This window comes from Halococcus dombrowskii (assembly GCF_022870485.1).
GTDB classification, from domain to species: domain Archaea; phylum Halobacteriota; class Halobacteria; order Halobacteriales; family Halococcaceae; genus Halococcus; species Halococcus morrhuae.
Map to the genome: position 1 here is coordinate 2,058,479 of NZ_CP095005.1, position 14,187 is coordinate 2,072,665.

Annotated in this window: 16 protein-coding genes; 6 read left to right on the plus strand and 10 right to left on the minus strand. The window is 64.5% G+C overall.

Annotated elements, in window-relative coordinates; all coding sequences use genetic code 11:
• The first annotated feature begins 69 nt into the window (after positions 1-69).
• The 3 genes from MUK72_RS10580 to MUK72_RS10590 are packed head-to-tail and all read left to right on the plus strand — an operon-like array spanning position 70 to position 1,639.
• Positions 70-480 carry a hypothetical protein gene (locus MUK72_RS10580; RefSeq protein ID WP_244700137.1) on the plus strand — a complete coding sequence of 137 codons (411 nt, stop codon included), beginning with the start codon at positions 70-72 and terminating at the stop codon, positions 478-480.
• 48 nt (positions 481-528) lie between these two features.
• Positions 529-1,155: a transcriptional regulator GfcR gene (gene gfcR, locus MUK72_RS10585; protein WP_004054124.1), complete on the plus strand. Its 627-nt coding sequence runs from the start codon at positions 529-531 to the stop codon at positions 1,153-1,155.
• A gap of 10 nt (positions 1,156-1,165) precedes the next feature.
• Complete coding sequence (locus MUK72_RS10590) at positions 1,166-1,639, plus strand: DUF8215 family protein (RefSeq protein WP_244700140.1); 474 nt, start codon at positions 1,166-1,168, stop codon at positions 1,637-1,639.
• 230 nt (positions 1,640-1,869) lie between these two features.
• Here the strand turns inward: MUK72_RS10590 and MUK72_RS10595 are convergent, their stop codons facing one another.
• The 7 genes from MUK72_RS10595 to MUK72_RS10625 all read right to left on the minus strand — a co-directional run bounded on the left by MUK72_RS10595 (position 1,870) and on the right by MUK72_RS10625 (position 7,717).
• Positions 1,870-2,820, minus strand: a complete 951-nt coding sequence (locus MUK72_RS10595; RefSeq protein ID WP_244700142.1) for a carbohydrate kinase family protein — start codon at positions 2,818-2,820, stop codon at positions 1,870-1,872.
• A 92-nt stretch (positions 2,821-2,912) separates the two neighbouring features.
• Positions 2,913-3,752 carry an ABC transporter permease subunit gene (locus MUK72_RS10600; RefSeq protein WP_244700145.1) on the minus strand — a complete coding sequence of 280 codons (840 nt, stop codon included), beginning with the start codon at positions 3,750-3,752 and terminating at the stop codon, positions 2,913-2,915.
• 111 nt (positions 3,753-3,863) lie between these two features.
• On the minus strand, positions 3,864-4,868 hold the full coding sequence (locus tag MUK72_RS10605; RefSeq protein WP_244700148.1) for a Gfo/Idh/MocA family protein: 1,005 nt from the start codon (positions 4,866-4,868) through the stop codon (positions 3,864-3,866).
• 56 nt (positions 4,869-4,924) lie between these two features.
• Positions 4,925-6,037 carry a Gfo/Idh/MocA family protein gene (locus MUK72_RS10610; protein ID WP_244700150.1) on the minus strand — a complete coding sequence of 371 codons (1,113 nt, stop codon included), beginning with the start codon at positions 6,035-6,037 and terminating at the stop codon, positions 4,925-4,927.
• A gap of 67 nt (positions 6,038-6,104) precedes the next feature.
• The gene (locus MUK72_RS10615; RefSeq protein WP_244700153.1) at positions 6,105-6,422 is read right to left on the minus strand and encodes a DUF5615 family PIN-like protein; all 318 of its coding nucleotides are present in this window, start codon (positions 6,420-6,422) and stop codon (positions 6,105-6,107) included.
• The gene (locus MUK72_RS10620; RefSeq protein WP_004054117.1) at positions 6,422-6,709 is read right to left on the minus strand and encodes a DUF433 domain-containing protein; all 288 of its coding nucleotides are present in this window, start codon (positions 6,707-6,709) and stop codon (positions 6,422-6,424) included. The genes MUK72_RS10615 and MUK72_RS10620 overlap by 1 nt, the downstream gene beginning before the upstream one ends.
• A gap of 45 nt (positions 6,710-6,754) precedes the next feature.
• Positions 6,755-7,717 (minus strand): sugar phosphate isomerase/epimerase family protein, encoded by a 963-nt coding sequence (locus tag MUK72_RS10625; protein WP_244700157.1) that lies wholly within the window; start codon positions 7,715-7,717, stop codon positions 6,755-6,757.
• A 119-nt stretch (positions 7,718-7,836) separates the two neighbouring features.
• Between MUK72_RS10625 and MUK72_RS10630 the strand changes: the two genes are divergently transcribed.
• On the plus strand, positions 7,837-8,157 hold the full coding sequence (locus MUK72_RS10630; protein WP_244700160.1) for a hypothetical protein: 321 nt from the start codon (positions 7,837-7,839) through the stop codon (positions 8,155-8,157).
• Here MUK72_RS10630 and aglJ read toward each other — a convergent pair.
• Positions 8,154-9,188 (minus strand): S-layer glycoprotein N-glycosyltransferase AglJ, encoded by a 1,035-nt coding sequence (gene aglJ, locus MUK72_RS10635; protein WP_244700163.1) that lies wholly within the window; start codon positions 9,186-9,188, stop codon positions 8,154-8,156. The genes MUK72_RS10630 and aglJ overlap by 4 nt on opposite strands.
• Positions 9,189-9,450: 262 nt before the next feature.
• On the opposite strand from aglJ, the gene MUK72_RS10640 reads away from it, so the two are divergent.
• Together MUK72_RS10640 and MUK72_RS10645 are read left to right on the plus strand one after the other, a co-directional pair.
• The gene (locus MUK72_RS10640; RefSeq protein WP_244700166.1) at positions 9,451-10,314 is read left to right on the plus strand and encodes a TrmB family transcriptional regulator; all 864 of its coding nucleotides are present in this window, start codon (positions 9,451-9,453) and stop codon (positions 10,312-10,314) included.
• Positions 10,315-10,340: 26 nt separating this feature from the next.
• Positions 10,341-11,741: a sulfatase-like hydrolase/transferase gene (locus MUK72_RS10645; RefSeq protein WP_244700169.1), complete on the plus strand. Its 1,401-nt coding sequence runs from the start codon at positions 10,341-10,343 to the stop codon at positions 11,739-11,741.
• Between the two features lie 15 nt (positions 11,742-11,756).
• On the opposite strand, the gene MUK72_RS10650 is transcribed toward MUK72_RS10645, so the two are convergent.
• Together MUK72_RS10650 and MUK72_RS10655 are read right to left on the minus strand one after the other, a co-directional pair.
• Positions 11,757-12,698, minus strand: a complete 942-nt coding sequence (locus MUK72_RS10650) for a hypothetical protein (protein WP_244700172.1) — start codon at positions 12,696-12,698, stop codon at positions 11,757-11,759.
• A 64-nt stretch (positions 12,699-12,762) separates the two neighbouring features.
• Positions 12,763-14,181 carry an oligosaccharide flippase family protein gene (locus MUK72_RS10655; protein WP_244700175.1) on the minus strand — a complete coding sequence of 473 codons (1,419 nt, stop codon included), beginning with the start codon at positions 14,179-14,181 and terminating at the stop codon, positions 12,763-12,765.
• Between the last annotated feature and the right edge of the window lie 6 nt (positions 14,182-14,187).

Sequence of the window (14,187 nt, forward strand, 5' to 3'; positions counted from 1 at the left end):
CTCGCCGGCAGTTGCAGGCAGAACCCCGACGATGCTGTCGTGTGTCTGAAGCGAGTGGAGGGGATGGAAATGAGTCCACTGCCAGAGGACGTGCAGCTGCCGTCCGGCTGGGTCTGCAAGCGCATCGAGACGGACGAACTCGTCTTCGCACACGGCACGGGCGGGCTGGAGGTTGAGGCAACGTGTGTCGACGGAGCACAACCGCTCCCGTTCGAGCTGACGCAGTGTTGGGAGGTCACCTGTCGTCTGCGTGCACGGGAGTCAGCGAGTGAGTGCTCGATCGGACGAGTGACGACGCGCGCGGCGGCCGTCGAGGCGCTGCGGTCGTGCATGGAGCAGGCGAACCGCCTCGTTCGACGGGACGGGTCGACCGACACGCTCACCCCGGGTGCCATCGCCGGCGAGATCGATCTCCGGGGTGAGATCCCGTCGCCGACATCGGGCCGTGACACGACCCACCGAACGACGCTGCGACACTGACGAAACCGACGGACAACACCTATTACCGGCCGGGGGCAACCCCCGTCGATGAAGAACGTCGACGACCTCATCGAGAGCGCGAACGAGCTGGCGGGCCAGGGTCTCTCGAACGGCGAAATCGCCGACGAGCTGAACGTCTCCCGCGAGACGGCGAGCTGGCTGGTCGACCGCGGCGAGGGGAGCGACACGACCACCCGGGAGTCGTCGGACGCGCTCGAAGACATCCACGTCGACTGGAGCGCGCTCGGGCGCGACAGCACCCGTCTCGCCGACGTCGGTCACGCGATGGCCGATCTCCTTGGCGGCGAGGACGTCGATCTCGTCGTCGGGATCGAGAAGGCCGGGACGCCGCTGGCGACGACCGTAGCGCTCGAACTCGACGCAGATCTCGCGGCGTACGCACCCCGGAAACACCAGTGGGAGGAAGGCGATATCGACGATCTGAGCGGGAGCTTCTCGCGGAACTTCGCCGAGATCCGTGGCCGGGACTGCTACGTGATCGACGACACCATCACCAGCGGCACGACGATGACCGAAACGATCGACGCCATCACCGAGGAGGGCGGCAGCCCGGTCGGCTGTGGCGTGCTGGTCGACAAGCGTGGCGTCGAGGAGCTGGAGGGCGTTCCGGTGAAATCGCTGCTTCAGGTCATCCGCGTGAGCCGCGAGGAATAGTCGTCGACGAATGCGCCGGCGTGGAACGGACGGGTCCACCGAACGGCGCAAGGCCGGACCGCGAGCGACGCGGAAAGAGGGCTCCGAGCGCTGGATCGAAACCGTCTTCTTCGGTCTTGCGGAGGTCGTCACGTTCGGCTTCCCGACGCTACTGGCGCTGCTCGATGCGCCGTTCAACGCCGAGTTGAAGTTCGCTGCGCTGGTCGCCGTCACGACGCTTTCGCTCGCCATCGGGACGGCCCGCTGGAGCGAGTCGTTCGACTGGCCGCCGTTGAGCTACGGGACGGCTCTCGTTCGTATCGTCTACCACAGCCTGGCCATCGCATTCGCGGCCGTCGGCGGCGCGGCGATGGACGTGATCGCCGGTTCCACGCTCGGTTCGTTCGCGGTCGCGGCGCTCCTCTCGATCGGTGCCGTCAGACTGTTCCCTCGGCTGATCGCCGCGCTCGACCGACTGCTGCCGTGGTGGCAGTGGGGCCAGTAGTGGAGATCAGCCGTCCCCGTGAAGGACCACGATAGAAATATCGGCAGAACACAATATTCAAGTCCGAGTAAACCCATCATATAGCTATGGATTGGCAGCACCGCAGAGATCACACGAGAGCCGAGGAGAAAAACGAGGAGCCTACGTCGGGGACGAGCTGGTGGTTCGTCGCCGGCGCGGTTCCCGGCGCATAACCCGCCGACTTCCGCTACGAGTTTCGACCGCTCTTCTCATTCAGAATCAGCGCGGAACGCAGCCACCGCTTCACGATCGGGCAGCGCGGCGATCGCCCCCTGTTCGGTCGTCGTCAGCGCGGCGACGGCGTCGGCGAACGCGAGCGTCTCGTCGAGCCGTTCGCCGTTCGCGAGTCCGTATAGCACTCCTGCGAGGAAAGCGTCACCCGCACCCGTCGTGTCGGTCGGCTTGACCGCGTAGCCGCCGTGCTCGTATTCGGCGGGTCCCCACGGCGCGTCCTCGCCGGCGACGACATGCGCTCCATCCGCGCCACAGGTCGAGACGACGGTGTGTGGCCCGGCATCGAGCAGTACGTCGGGCGATTCGTCGGCGAAGCGCGTGCCCGCGAGGTCTTCCTCGGAGATCTTACAGACGTCGGTGAGCGCGAGCGCGTCGCCGAGCACCCGCTCGTAGGTCGCCGTATCGGCCCAGAGCTCCGGTCGCCTGTTCGGATCGAGGACGATCGTACAGCCGTGCTCGCGCGCACGTTCGGCGAAATCCAGCAACCGCGAACGTGCGGGCTCGCTCGCGAGCGCGACGCCGCCCAGAACGACCCACGAAACCGTCACAAGCGCGTCGTCATCCACCACGCCAGGGTCGATATGCTGATCGGCGGTCGCGGTGCGGTAGAAGGAGAAACTCCGATCGGCATCGGCGTCGTGGGCAACGAACGCGAGCGTCGTCCGATGCTCTTGGTCACGGGTGAGAAATCGGTCGGTGATCCCTTCGGCGGCGAGCGTATCGGCGAGAAATTCACCGAAGGCGTCGGTCGAGAGATTCGAGAGAAACCAGGGCCGCTCGCCGAGGCGTGCAAGCGCGATGGCGACGTTCGCCGGTGCGCCGCCCGCCCGCCGGCTGAACCCCTCGATCTCGCGGAGCGGCCCCGACCGATCGGGCAGGAAATCGACGAGCGCCTCGCCAGCGACGAGGATATCGGGATCGGGCATACCTGATCGTGTCGGCGGGAGCTATTTGAACATCGCCCACCATGTGCTTCGACCGCCCGTTCTGGATTTTCGGTATCGTTCGGGAGCGACGCTCACTCCAGATCCGCCCGGCTGAACGACCGATAGCCGATCGCCAACGGAACCAGGATCCAGAAGCCGAGCACCACGAATCCGTACCAATCGACCCAGAAACTCGTCTCCAGATAGGGGAACATCGTGATCGAACGGACGTCCGGGATAACCGCGATCGTCGCATGGGCGAACGCCGTCGACGGGTTCAGATACTTGAGCAGCGACACCCACGCCGGGAGTGCCCCTGGCTGGACCACGTAACCGACGAAGACGACCTGGAGCAGCGTCACGGCCGCATCCCACAGCAGCAGAAACGTCGCGTACACCGTGGCTGCACCGGCGAGCGCCCGATATCTCGATTTCGTGCTCGCGGAGAACCCGATCGCGATCGAGATGCAGACCGCCGCGTAGAGCATCGAGAGCAGCGTGTACGTCACGAATTCGGTGAGCGCGAAGGAGTCGTACGAGAGCACGGCGACGAGGGCGGCACAGCCGTAGCCGATCGCGATCGCGACCGTCACGACCGCGGTCCGACCGACGAGTTTCCCGACGAACACCTCCCGTCGCGTGTTCGGCAGCCCGAGTAGGAGTTTGATGCTGCCGCTCGCACGCTCGCCGGCGATCGCTCCGTAGCCGACGACGAGGCCGATCAGCGGGACGAAAAAGACCGACGGCTGCCGCATGCTGTTCAGCAGCGCCAGCGTGCTGCGATCGCCGGCGGCGGTTCGATAGAGGTTCGGGATCCACTGGATGGCCGCGAAGAAGACGCCGAAGGCCACGAACAGCGCGACGAGTCCGACAAACGTGTACGAACGACCGGCATCCAGGAACTCCTTCTTGGTGACGGCGACGACGCTCATTTTCCTGTCGTCGTTCCAATGTCTTATTAATGCTATCGGTTTCATTGTTCGTCTTACCATCCTCCTTCTGAAACCGATCCGAATCGCGCGGGACCCGACCCGATCCGACGATCAGTCGAGATCGACGTCGACCCACCCGCCGGCGCGCGCGGACTCGTAGGCGGCCTCGGTGACGGCGGTGACGCGCAGCGCGTCGTGGACCGTCGCGGGCGGCGCGCTCCCCTCCTCGATGGCCGTGAGGAACGCTTCGGCCTTGTTCACCTGCTCGTCGTGGTCGATGTAGGGCACGTGCTCGGTGTTGTCGGTATCGACATCGGTGACGCTGCGGGGCTCCCATTGGCGACCGTCGAGCGAGACCGCGCCCTCGTCGTTCCAGAGGTGGATATGCTCGCGAACGCAGGGGAGATCGCCCGAGACCGAGACGTTCGCGGTCGCGCCGTTCGCGAACTCGATCAACACCGTGGCCTCGCTGTCGACGCGCCGCTCGTCGTCGACGAACTCCATGCGCGAGAAGACGGCCGTCGGCTCCAGCCCCGAGGTCCAGAGCAGCCCGTCGAGCAGGTGGCTGCCCGTGTCGTAGAGCATGCCGCCGCCCGAGAGATCCGGATCCGTCCGCCAGGTGTCGGTGAACTGGGGCAGCCAGTCCTGGGTGATCTCGGCGGTGATCCACGTCGGTTCGGAATCCGCGAACCGCTCGCGCGCGGAGATGAAGGCCGGGTTGAGGTGGCGCTGATAGCCGACCATCAGCGTTCGGGAGCTCTCCACGATGCGCTCGGCGATCTCCTTCGCGTGACCGAGATCGGTCGCCAGCGGCTTGTCACAGAAGACGTGGAGATCCGCGTCGAGCCCCGCCATGATCTGCTCGTGGTGGAGCGTGTGCGGCGTGCCGACGAGGATAGCGTCGAGCGCCGCGTCCGCGATCATCTCCTCGTAGTCCTCGTAGAGCGCTTCCGATGGGACCGAAAACCGCTCGGCGGCGGTCGCGCGTCTGTCGGCGTCGATCTCGGTGATCGCCGCCACCGTCGATTTCGGATGGTGATGGAACTGGCCGCCGACGGTCGTCCCGATATACCCGGTGCCGATGAGTCCCACGCGGAGGGGCTGATCGTTCGTCATCGTCGAAACAAACCGTGAGCCGCGGATAAGCGTACTGTCGCCGGCAGATCCGCCCGTTATTCGACATCGACCCACTCGCCGCGCTCGTCGCTGCGCTCGATGGCCCCGAGCACGCGCTGGACCTCGGAGGCCGTCGCGAACGATGGTTCGTAGGGTTCGCCGGCCGCGACCGCCGAGAGGAACTCGTAGTCCTCGTGGACGAACGTGTGCTCCCAGCCGAGGACGTGTCCCGGCGGCCACCAGTGTTCGACGTAGGGGTCGGATTCGTCGGTCACGAGGACGGTCTCGTAACCGCGATCGCCTTCCCGGAGCAGCTCCAGTTCGTTCAGCCGTTCGAGCGAAAATTTCAGACTGCCCTCCGAGCCGTGCACCGCGATGGTGTGATCGTTCTTGTGACCGCTCGCCATCCGCGAAGCCTCGAAGGTGCCCATCGCACCGCCCGCGAATGCGGCCTGGGCCGAGTAGGCGTCGTCGACGGTCACGGGGCGACTCTCGTCGCTGTCCGCCACCGGTCGTTCCTCGATGAACGTCCCCAGGTGACCACTGACGCGCTCGATGTCGCCCGCCTGCTCGCCGACCAGGAAGCGCGCGAGATCGACCGTGTGAGCGCCGAGATCGCCGAGCGCGCCGCTTCCCGCGAGCTCCTCGTCCATGCGCCACGTCCACGGGTCTTCGGGGTCGGCCCCCCAGTCCTGGAGATAGCGTCCGCGCACGTGACGGATCTCGCCGAGCTCGCCCGCGTCGATCAGGTTCTTCGCGTACTGGATGGCCGGCACGAATCGGTAGTTGAACGCACAGCCGGCGATCGCGTCGCTCTCGGAAGCCGCCTCGGCCATCCGCTCTGCGTCTGCCACCGTGGGCGCGAGCGGTTTCTCGCAGAACACGGGCACGTCGGCGTCGAGCGCCGCGATCGACGGCTCGGGGTGGAGGTGGTTCGGCCCGAGGTTGTAGAAGACGTCTACCTCGTCGATGGCCGCCTCCCAGTCGGTCTCTGTGTTGGCGAAGCCGAACCGATCCGCGGCATCCGCCAGCGCGTCCTCGTCACGTCCGACGAGCGTGTGGCGCTCGATGGCCGGCGCGTCGTCGAAGAACATCGGGAGGCGCGCGAAGGCGTTCGAGTGGGCCCTGCCCATGAACCGATAGCCGAGGACGCCGATTTTCAGTGCCATATCGGGCGTACAGTCGAGGGCATCTTAGGTTTCGGGGTCGAACCCTACGTGCTTCTATCCAACAGTATCAGTGCCAATCGGCGAGGAATTCGACGACGTCATCGAGCGACGGATACGCACGATCGACCCGTTCGACGGTTCGACGCACGTCCCGCGGAGCCATCCCTTCGTCGGCGATGAACACCCCGACGTGATCGGTCACGCCGGCGAAATCCTTTCGATCATAGGTCACGACGATCCGACCGGTGTCCCGGCCCGCAGCGAGCACCGCCCCATCGCTCGCGCCCTTTTCCAGGAGATCACCGACCCGTTTCACGTCGTGCCCGGCCGAATCGAGCGCCGATACGTGTGCCGGCCGGCAGTTCTCGTCAGCGAGGAGCCGCATTACGCTCGTTCGATGATTTCATCGGGATCAACCGGTCGCTCGTCGCGAATCCGATCGACCGCAGCACGAGCCTCGCGATCGATCTCGCGCAGTGTTTCGGGGTTGTCGAACGCGTAAGCGAGTGCGGCGTGGACATCGGCGACGGAGATCCCATCGTAGCCCGCAGCGATCTCCTCGGGAGCTTCGCCGTTTTCGTACCGACGGTAGACGTGTGCGACCCCAATGCGTGTTCCGGCGAGACGCGGATCGCCCCCGAGAACGTCTGCATCCGTCGTGATGGACTTCATCAGTACCACTATACGGCCGATCGTCCTTAAACTCTCGTCAGGAGTTCACTCCGCCCAGTAAGCGTCGCCGGGCGTGGTTGCGAACACGGCCCGTGAGAGCACGTCAACGGCCTTCTCCAGCCCCTCGCGCGAACTCGTCAGCGAATCCTCGTGTTCGATCGAGAGCGCGCCGTCGTAGCCGACCATTCTGAGGGTCGAGACGACCTCCTTCCAGTGGGATTCGCCGTGGCCGTAGCCCACAGTTCTGAACAGCCACGATCGCTCTGCCTCCTCGGTGTAGGGTGTCGTGTCCAGGTAGCCCTTCACGTCGGCGTTGGCCTCGTAGAGCCCGGTATCCTTCGCGTGGACGTGGTGGATCGCCTCGCCGAGATACCTGATCGCGCGCGGCACGTCGATGCCCTGCCAGTAGAGATGTGAGGGGTCGAAGTTCGCGCCGATGCGCTCGTTGGTGGCGTCGCGCAGTCGCTCCATCCCCGTCGGCTCGTAGACGAGCATGTTCGGGTGCATCTCGATGGCGATATCCACGCCCTGATCGTCGGCGAATTCGGCGATCTCCGTCCAGTAGTCCTCGGCGACCTCCCACTGATAATCGTGGGCCTCCTTGTGCTCGGCCGGCCACGGCGCGGTGATCCAGTTGGGAACTTCATCGTTCGGCCCGCCAGCAGGCAGCCCCGAGAAGGTCGTGACGGTGTCGACGCCCAGCTGGGCGGCGAGTTCGATCGCCTCTCGGAGTTCGGTGTCGGCCGCCTCGGCGCGCTCGTCGTCGGGATGGATCGGATTGTTGTGCGTCGCGAGCGCGCTCACCCGGAGGTCGTGATCGTCGAGACGTTCCTGGAGTTCGCCTTGGGCCGCCTCGTCGTCGAGATACTCCTCTCGCGCGAGGTGGTCGTCGCCGGGGTTGCCGCCACAGCCCAGTTCGACGGTGTCGACGTCGAGATCGCCGAGGTAGGCGAGCGTTTCGTCAAGCGGTCGGTCGCCGAGGGGCACGGTAAGCACGCCAACGTCCATACGAACGGTTCCCGGTGGCGGGCGAATAAACCTTCACCCTGTCTCCCCGCCGATTCGCGGACGGGAGCGACGAGCGCTCGTGCCGCAGGTTTTTCGTTGCTCGGTCGTTACGTCCGGTCATGGGTGTCAGACCGCCACAGGACGACGCCGACGAGCCGGAGAGCCTCGCGTTCGGCATCGCCGCGCTCGCCGAGCGCCTCGACCGCGCCGATATCTCCTATCCCATCGGCTCGGCGGAACTGGTCCGCGTGCTCGACGACCCCGAGATCCCCTGTGACCCCGCCGGCAACGGGCTCGCGCTCTCGACGGCGCTCGACCGTGCGGATCAAGACCAGTTCGACTCCGCGGGGGAACTACACGACGCGCTCCATCCGGTCTTCGAGCGCCACCGCCGTTCGTCCTCTACCGGAATTCTGGGGCGGCTCCGCTCGCTCTTCTAGTCCCGCTCGCCCGCCCGCCCGCTCACACGCCCACGCCGGTCGTCCACGCGAGCGCGCTCGGCTCGCGGCTCGTTTTCGGCCACCGATCCCGAATCGTCCCGTGCGTTCGCGACGAGTCCCTCGAAACGGCGCGTCTGCTCGCGATTGATCGCGAGGATCATGTCCGAGAGCACGCCGAACATCACCAGCTGGACGCCGACGATGACCGCGAAGGCCGCCGCAACCGCGAGCACCTCGTGGGAGATGCGAAGGGTGAGCCACTCGACGAGGACGTAGGCGGCCAGAATCGCGCCGACGAACCCCGAGAGCGCGCCGGCGCTCCCGAAGTAAAAGAGCGGGTTGTTCGTCTTGGCAAGGCGATAGAGCGTGAGCAGGATGCGCGCGCCGTCGCGCACGGGCCGGAGGTTCGTCTCCGACTCGGCGGGCCGGGCGCGGTAGGTGATCGGGACGACTCTCGTTGGGATGCCGTGTTTGACGCACTCGACGGCGAGTTCCGTCTCGATGCCGAACCCCTCGGCCGTCGGTCGGCAGCGCTCGAACGACTCGCGGGTGAAGGCACGATAGCCGCTGAGGACGTCGCCGACGTCGCGACCATGGACGGTGCGGAAGGCACGGTTGATGAGGCGATTGCCCAATCCGTTGAACCGTGTCATCGCGCCGTCGGCCATGTCGGCGTATCGATCACCGATAACGTGGTCGGCCTCGCCGGCGAGAAGTGGGTCGAGCAGCGCCTCGGCGTCGGCCGGGCGGTAGGTGCCGTCGCCATCGAGCATCAGGATGTAGGGGGCCGTCGAGTGGTCGATCCCCTCGCGAACGGCCTGGCCCTTGCCAGCACCCTTCCCCTGTCCGGACTGTTCGATGACGCGCGCGCCGTGTTCGCGGGCAAGTTCTCGCGTGCCGTCGTCCGAGTGGCCATCGACGACGAGCACGTTGGAAAAGCCGCGCTCGATGAAGCCGTCGATGACGCCGCCGATGGTCGCGGCCTCGTCGAAGGTAGGGATCAGGACGCAGACGTCACCGCGATCGGCCATTGCCCGCTCTCGGCAGGCCACGCGCAAAACCCTTTGGCACTCGCGTCACGCGTGTCGGCCGCTCAGTCCTCGTCGCGCTGTTCGCTCAGATGCTCCCAGATCTCGGTGCAGCCACAGCCGTCCGGGACGTCCGCGAGATGTTCATCGTCGGTTGACGTGTCGGGTTCCATAGTTACTCGCTCTCCGAGTAACCGATCATGCCGCAGTATTAAATAGCTTTCCCCGACGCCGCGTTTACAACCCCGCCCGCCGGAGGGCGATCATGAGCGATCCAACCGGGACCCTCGACAGAGTCGGTCTCACCGACTACGAAGAACGGGCGCTGACCGAGCTGTTCACCCTGGGTCGAACGACTGCTCCGACGCTCGCCGAGAGCACGGGTATCCCCAAAGCCCGCGTCTATGGCGTTCTCGACGCACTCGCCGATCGCGGGTTCGTGAAGGTGATCCCCGAACGGCCGAAACGCTACCAGCCCCGCTCGCCCGAGACGATCCTCGAACGCGCCGTCGAGAACCGACGCCAGGAGTACGAGGGATTTCGTGCCGATCTCGACGAACAGCGCGCGGCCTTTCTGGAGGAGTTCGAGCCCCGCTACGAGCGCGCGAGCGAGGACGTGACCCCTACTGAAGAGCTGTTCTCGGTCGTCGACGTTGGCGAACCGAGCGAGTCCGCGACCCGACGGCTCTACCACGAGGCCGACGAGCAGCTCCGCATTATCTCCAAGAGCTTCGAGTATCTCGATACCGTCGCGCCGGCGTTGGCCAATGCCGTCGAGCGCGACATCGATATTGCGGTACTGTTGCTTCATCCCGACCAGCTCGACGCCGACAACGCCGCGATCCAAGCCGATCTCGTCGACCGCATCGAGAGCGAGTATCCGACCGTCGGCATCCGGTTCAGCACCGAGAAACTGCCGTGGCGGGGGACGCTCGCCGATCCGAGCATGGACTACGAGAGCGGGCGGGCGATCCTTCTCGTCGAAGAGAAGGACGTCCCGCTGTCGATGCGACAGGCCGCGCTCACCGAGAACGGCTCCTTCGTCGCGGGCCTCAAGCGCTACTTCGACCTGATCTGGGAGCACGAGAGCGTCGCCGAGTATCCGAAATCGAGCGTGGAGAAAGAGTAATACAGAGCCGGACGATAGCGGTAGTGATGAACGTTGCGCTGGTGGTGTTGGATACACTCCGATACGATGCGTTTCAACGTCATTTCGACTGGCTATCGGGAATACGGTTCGAGAACATGTGGTCGACCGGAAGGTGGACAGTTCCCGTGCACGCATCGTTGTTCACCGGAAAATATCCGAGCGAGATCGGTGTTCACGCCGGGAACACGACACTCGATTGTTCGGAGCCTACGCTAGCCGAGACACTCAGCGAAGCCGACCACACGACACGTGGATTTTCGAACAACGTCAACATCACTGCCCCCTTTGCGTTCGACCGTGGCTTCGATTTCTTCGATGGCGGTTGGCGAGTACAGAACCTCGACACAGACACCTTCGACTGGGAAACGTTCGTCACGGAAACACGCAACCGCGGGCCACGGCGGTATCTCACCGGGCTTCGGCGTTGCGTCACTGAAGACTGTGCGACATGGCCGTCGATAAAACGTGGTGCGTTGCTCAAACTCCGAGATCTCGGTATTTCCGAACAGCCCGATGACGATGGTGCGAGTGAAACGCTTGAATTCGTTCGAGAGACCACCTTCGGTAGCGACGAGTTCCTCTTCGTCAACCTAATGGAGGCTCATTGGCCATACGAACCACCCCAATCGTATCGACGATCCGATAGCGATTCGTTACAGGACGGTGATAACTACAACGGTCTCGCCGCAACCCTTGGCGAGGGTCCACCCATCGATTCCGCAATCCTGGAGCGGGCTTACGACGATAGTGTCCGTTATCTCGCCGATGTTTACGAGGAGATCTTTTCGGTGCTCCGTGAGGATTTCGATTACATCGTCACGCTCAGCGATCACGGAGAGATGTTCGGTGAACACGGCGTCTGGCAGCATGCTTACGGAGTGTATCCCGCTCTCACACACGTACCGTGCATCATTTCGGGAGAGGGTGTTCCCGACCAGCAGTGTGCCGCGCCAACTAGCCTTCTCGATGTTCACCAAACGATATTGACACTGATGGAGGAGGACGCTCCATCGGATGGCCGAGTTCTTCCAACCGAATCGGTCGGCGAATGGGTAGCCAAGCAGTCGGACAGTACTACCGACGAGTCGTACGCTTGTTTCGCGGAACACCACGGTATCAACCGTCGAAGCGCTGCACGAGTCGCCGCCAACGGTGGAGACCCATCGGAAGCCGATCATGAACTGGCCGGCGTCGCAACAGCATCGGGATACGGATACGAAACACCAGACGGCCTCTCGATGGCTGAGATCGTCAGTGAGAGAGATGGCGAGCATACGGCCAGTATGGAGAAATTCCGGAACCGTCTTGCAACCCATCGAAAACGGATTCAACGTCGCACCGTTGAGGAAACGGCCACAACATCGTCTGTAATTCAGCAACGGCTCGAATCACTCGGATACGCGTAAATAATATCCCATATATTACGTACCTTCGTCTGCATAGCCGAGTGCTTCGAGTCGCTCGGCAACGGTTTCGTCGGACGGTTCCGCACCAGTCATTGAGTCTACATCAGGATCGCGCGTCCGGTGATCGGTCGCGCTTGTCACGAACCATGGAACTTCCCGAAGTACGTTCAGGGGAACGTTCGGGTGGCCATAGATACCCCACTCACCCTTGGCGTTACCGTGGTCTGCGGTGATAGCGACGCGCTCGGCATCGAGGTTTTCGAGAAGAATCGCCACATCGTCGAGGACATATCGGAGGTTTTCCACGTATGACTGCCAAACGTCGCGTTCGGTGAACTCTCCTCGACGTAAGCCCTGCCACGCATGCTCGGACCCATCGAGCCAATCATCGAGACCAACTCCGTTCATAAGTGGTGCGGGAACGGAAGGGAAGTGTGGCTGCATGTAATGAACGAGAAGACGGTCATCAGTTCCGGCTACCTCACGGCCAGCGACGATAGCACGGTCCGTTACCGAACGTGCGAGTACTGTTCCGCGAGTTTCGTCCCATGCGTCACGCCAGACTGGATCAAGTTTTCGAAAATCATCATCGTCGAAAAACCGCTGGGAATGTGGGTTCGCGGTAACCTGCACGGTCCGTTCCATCTCCTTGCGATATTCCTCGGTGAACGTCCGCTCCATCCATTCGTAGGAGGTCGAGCCGGGCGAGCGGTGGATGCCCGGGTTATCGAGGAACTCGTATTCGTGAGCGATGCCGTGGAGAACGTCGGCGCGACAGCCGTCGAGGATCACGAGCGCGTCCCACGGGCGGTCGTAGATATTGACGCCGGGGTCGGCGAAGCGGTTGGTCCGGCGGAGCGCGCCGATCCACAGTTCATAGGCACTCGTGCAGACGCCAGCCATTCCATCGCTTTCGACCCGCGCTCCGGTCTCGGCGAGCCAGTCGGCGAACGTCATTGTCCCGAAATCGCGTCGCAGCGCCAAACGCCTTCGGCTTTCACCATACAATAGATGTCGACGGTTATCCCACAGCCGGTAGGTTCCGCCGGACGGTCGCCCGGAAGCGCCGCGAGAGCACGGTCAACGTGGCGAAATAGGCCCCACCGCCGACGGCGACCAGCGCGACCGTCCACGCGACGCCCGCACCGGCGAACCCGCGCGCGACGAAGACGACGGCCCCCATCGCGACGGCGGCGAGCACCTGACTCGCCAACTCGCCGACGGGGATGGGGATCGTGACGTACTGTCGGAGATACCAGTACGAGAGCACCAGTCCGACCGTCGCCGAGGTCGCGGTGGCGACGGCCGCGCCGAGCCAGCCGACGAGCGCGACGAGCGCCACGTTGAGCACGAGATTGGTGGCGACGAAGGTGACGTTGACCCGGAAGGCGCTGTCGGGCCGGTCGATCGCCGCGAGCACGTTCGTGAACTGGGACTGGTAGACGTAGAGCAGTCTGGCGGCCACGAGCACGAGCAGGATCGTGTAGCCGCGGGTGAACTCCGCGCCGTAGATGGCGAGCACGCGCCGGCCGACGACAGCACAGCCGACGAGACCGGGAATGACGAACAGTCCGGAGTAGGCCACCGCGTCGTCGATGAGTCCCTCGATACCGTCCTCGCCGGCGCTCGACAGTTCGCTGATCGCCGGGAACAGCGTCGTGCTGACCGACGCTCCGAACACCGCGAGCACCGACGCGAGGTTCCAAGCGACCTCGTAGACGCCGATCTGGCCCGACGAGATCGCGAAGGCAGGGATCGCGAGCACGAGCGTGTCCATCGAGGCGAAGGTGCGCGATTCGATGCCGGAAAACCAGGAGTATTTGGCGTACTCCAGCAGGCTTCGGAGCTGCTCGCGGGTCGGCAGCCGCGGACGGATGGCGAGCAGCGAGAGGCCGATGAGCCCCGTTAGCAGCTCCGCGACGACGTATCCGCCCAGAAGCCAACCCACAGTGCCGAAGCCGACCGCCACGACGCCGATCTGGAGCGCGCCACGGGCGGTGCGGTCGAACGGGCCGAGCAGCGAGGAGAGCGCTACCCGATGGCGGCCTTCGAGCGCCGCGCGCACCTGCCAGAGGAGCAGGCCAGTCGCGAGCAGCGCGAGCAGTCCGAACGCCGCATCGGTTCTGAGGTACTCGTTGAGTGGCTCGCGGAAGACGAGCACACCGCCGGCGAGCACGACGAACGCGGCCAGCTGGACGGCGAGCCCCGCACCGAAGAACGCCCCCTCCGATTCCCCCTCGCTCACGCGCTTTCGGATGGCCATCTGGATGCCCTGCCCGCCGAGCACTTTCAGCCAGACCAGCACGGAGACCACCAGGAAGTAGTTGCCGAGCACCGCGTCGCCGAGCTCGCGGGCGAGATAGACGGTGACGACGAAGCCGAAGACCGAGGTGGCGATCTGGGAGAGGAAGTTGACGATCGACGTCTGTCCGATGCGCATCGCTGC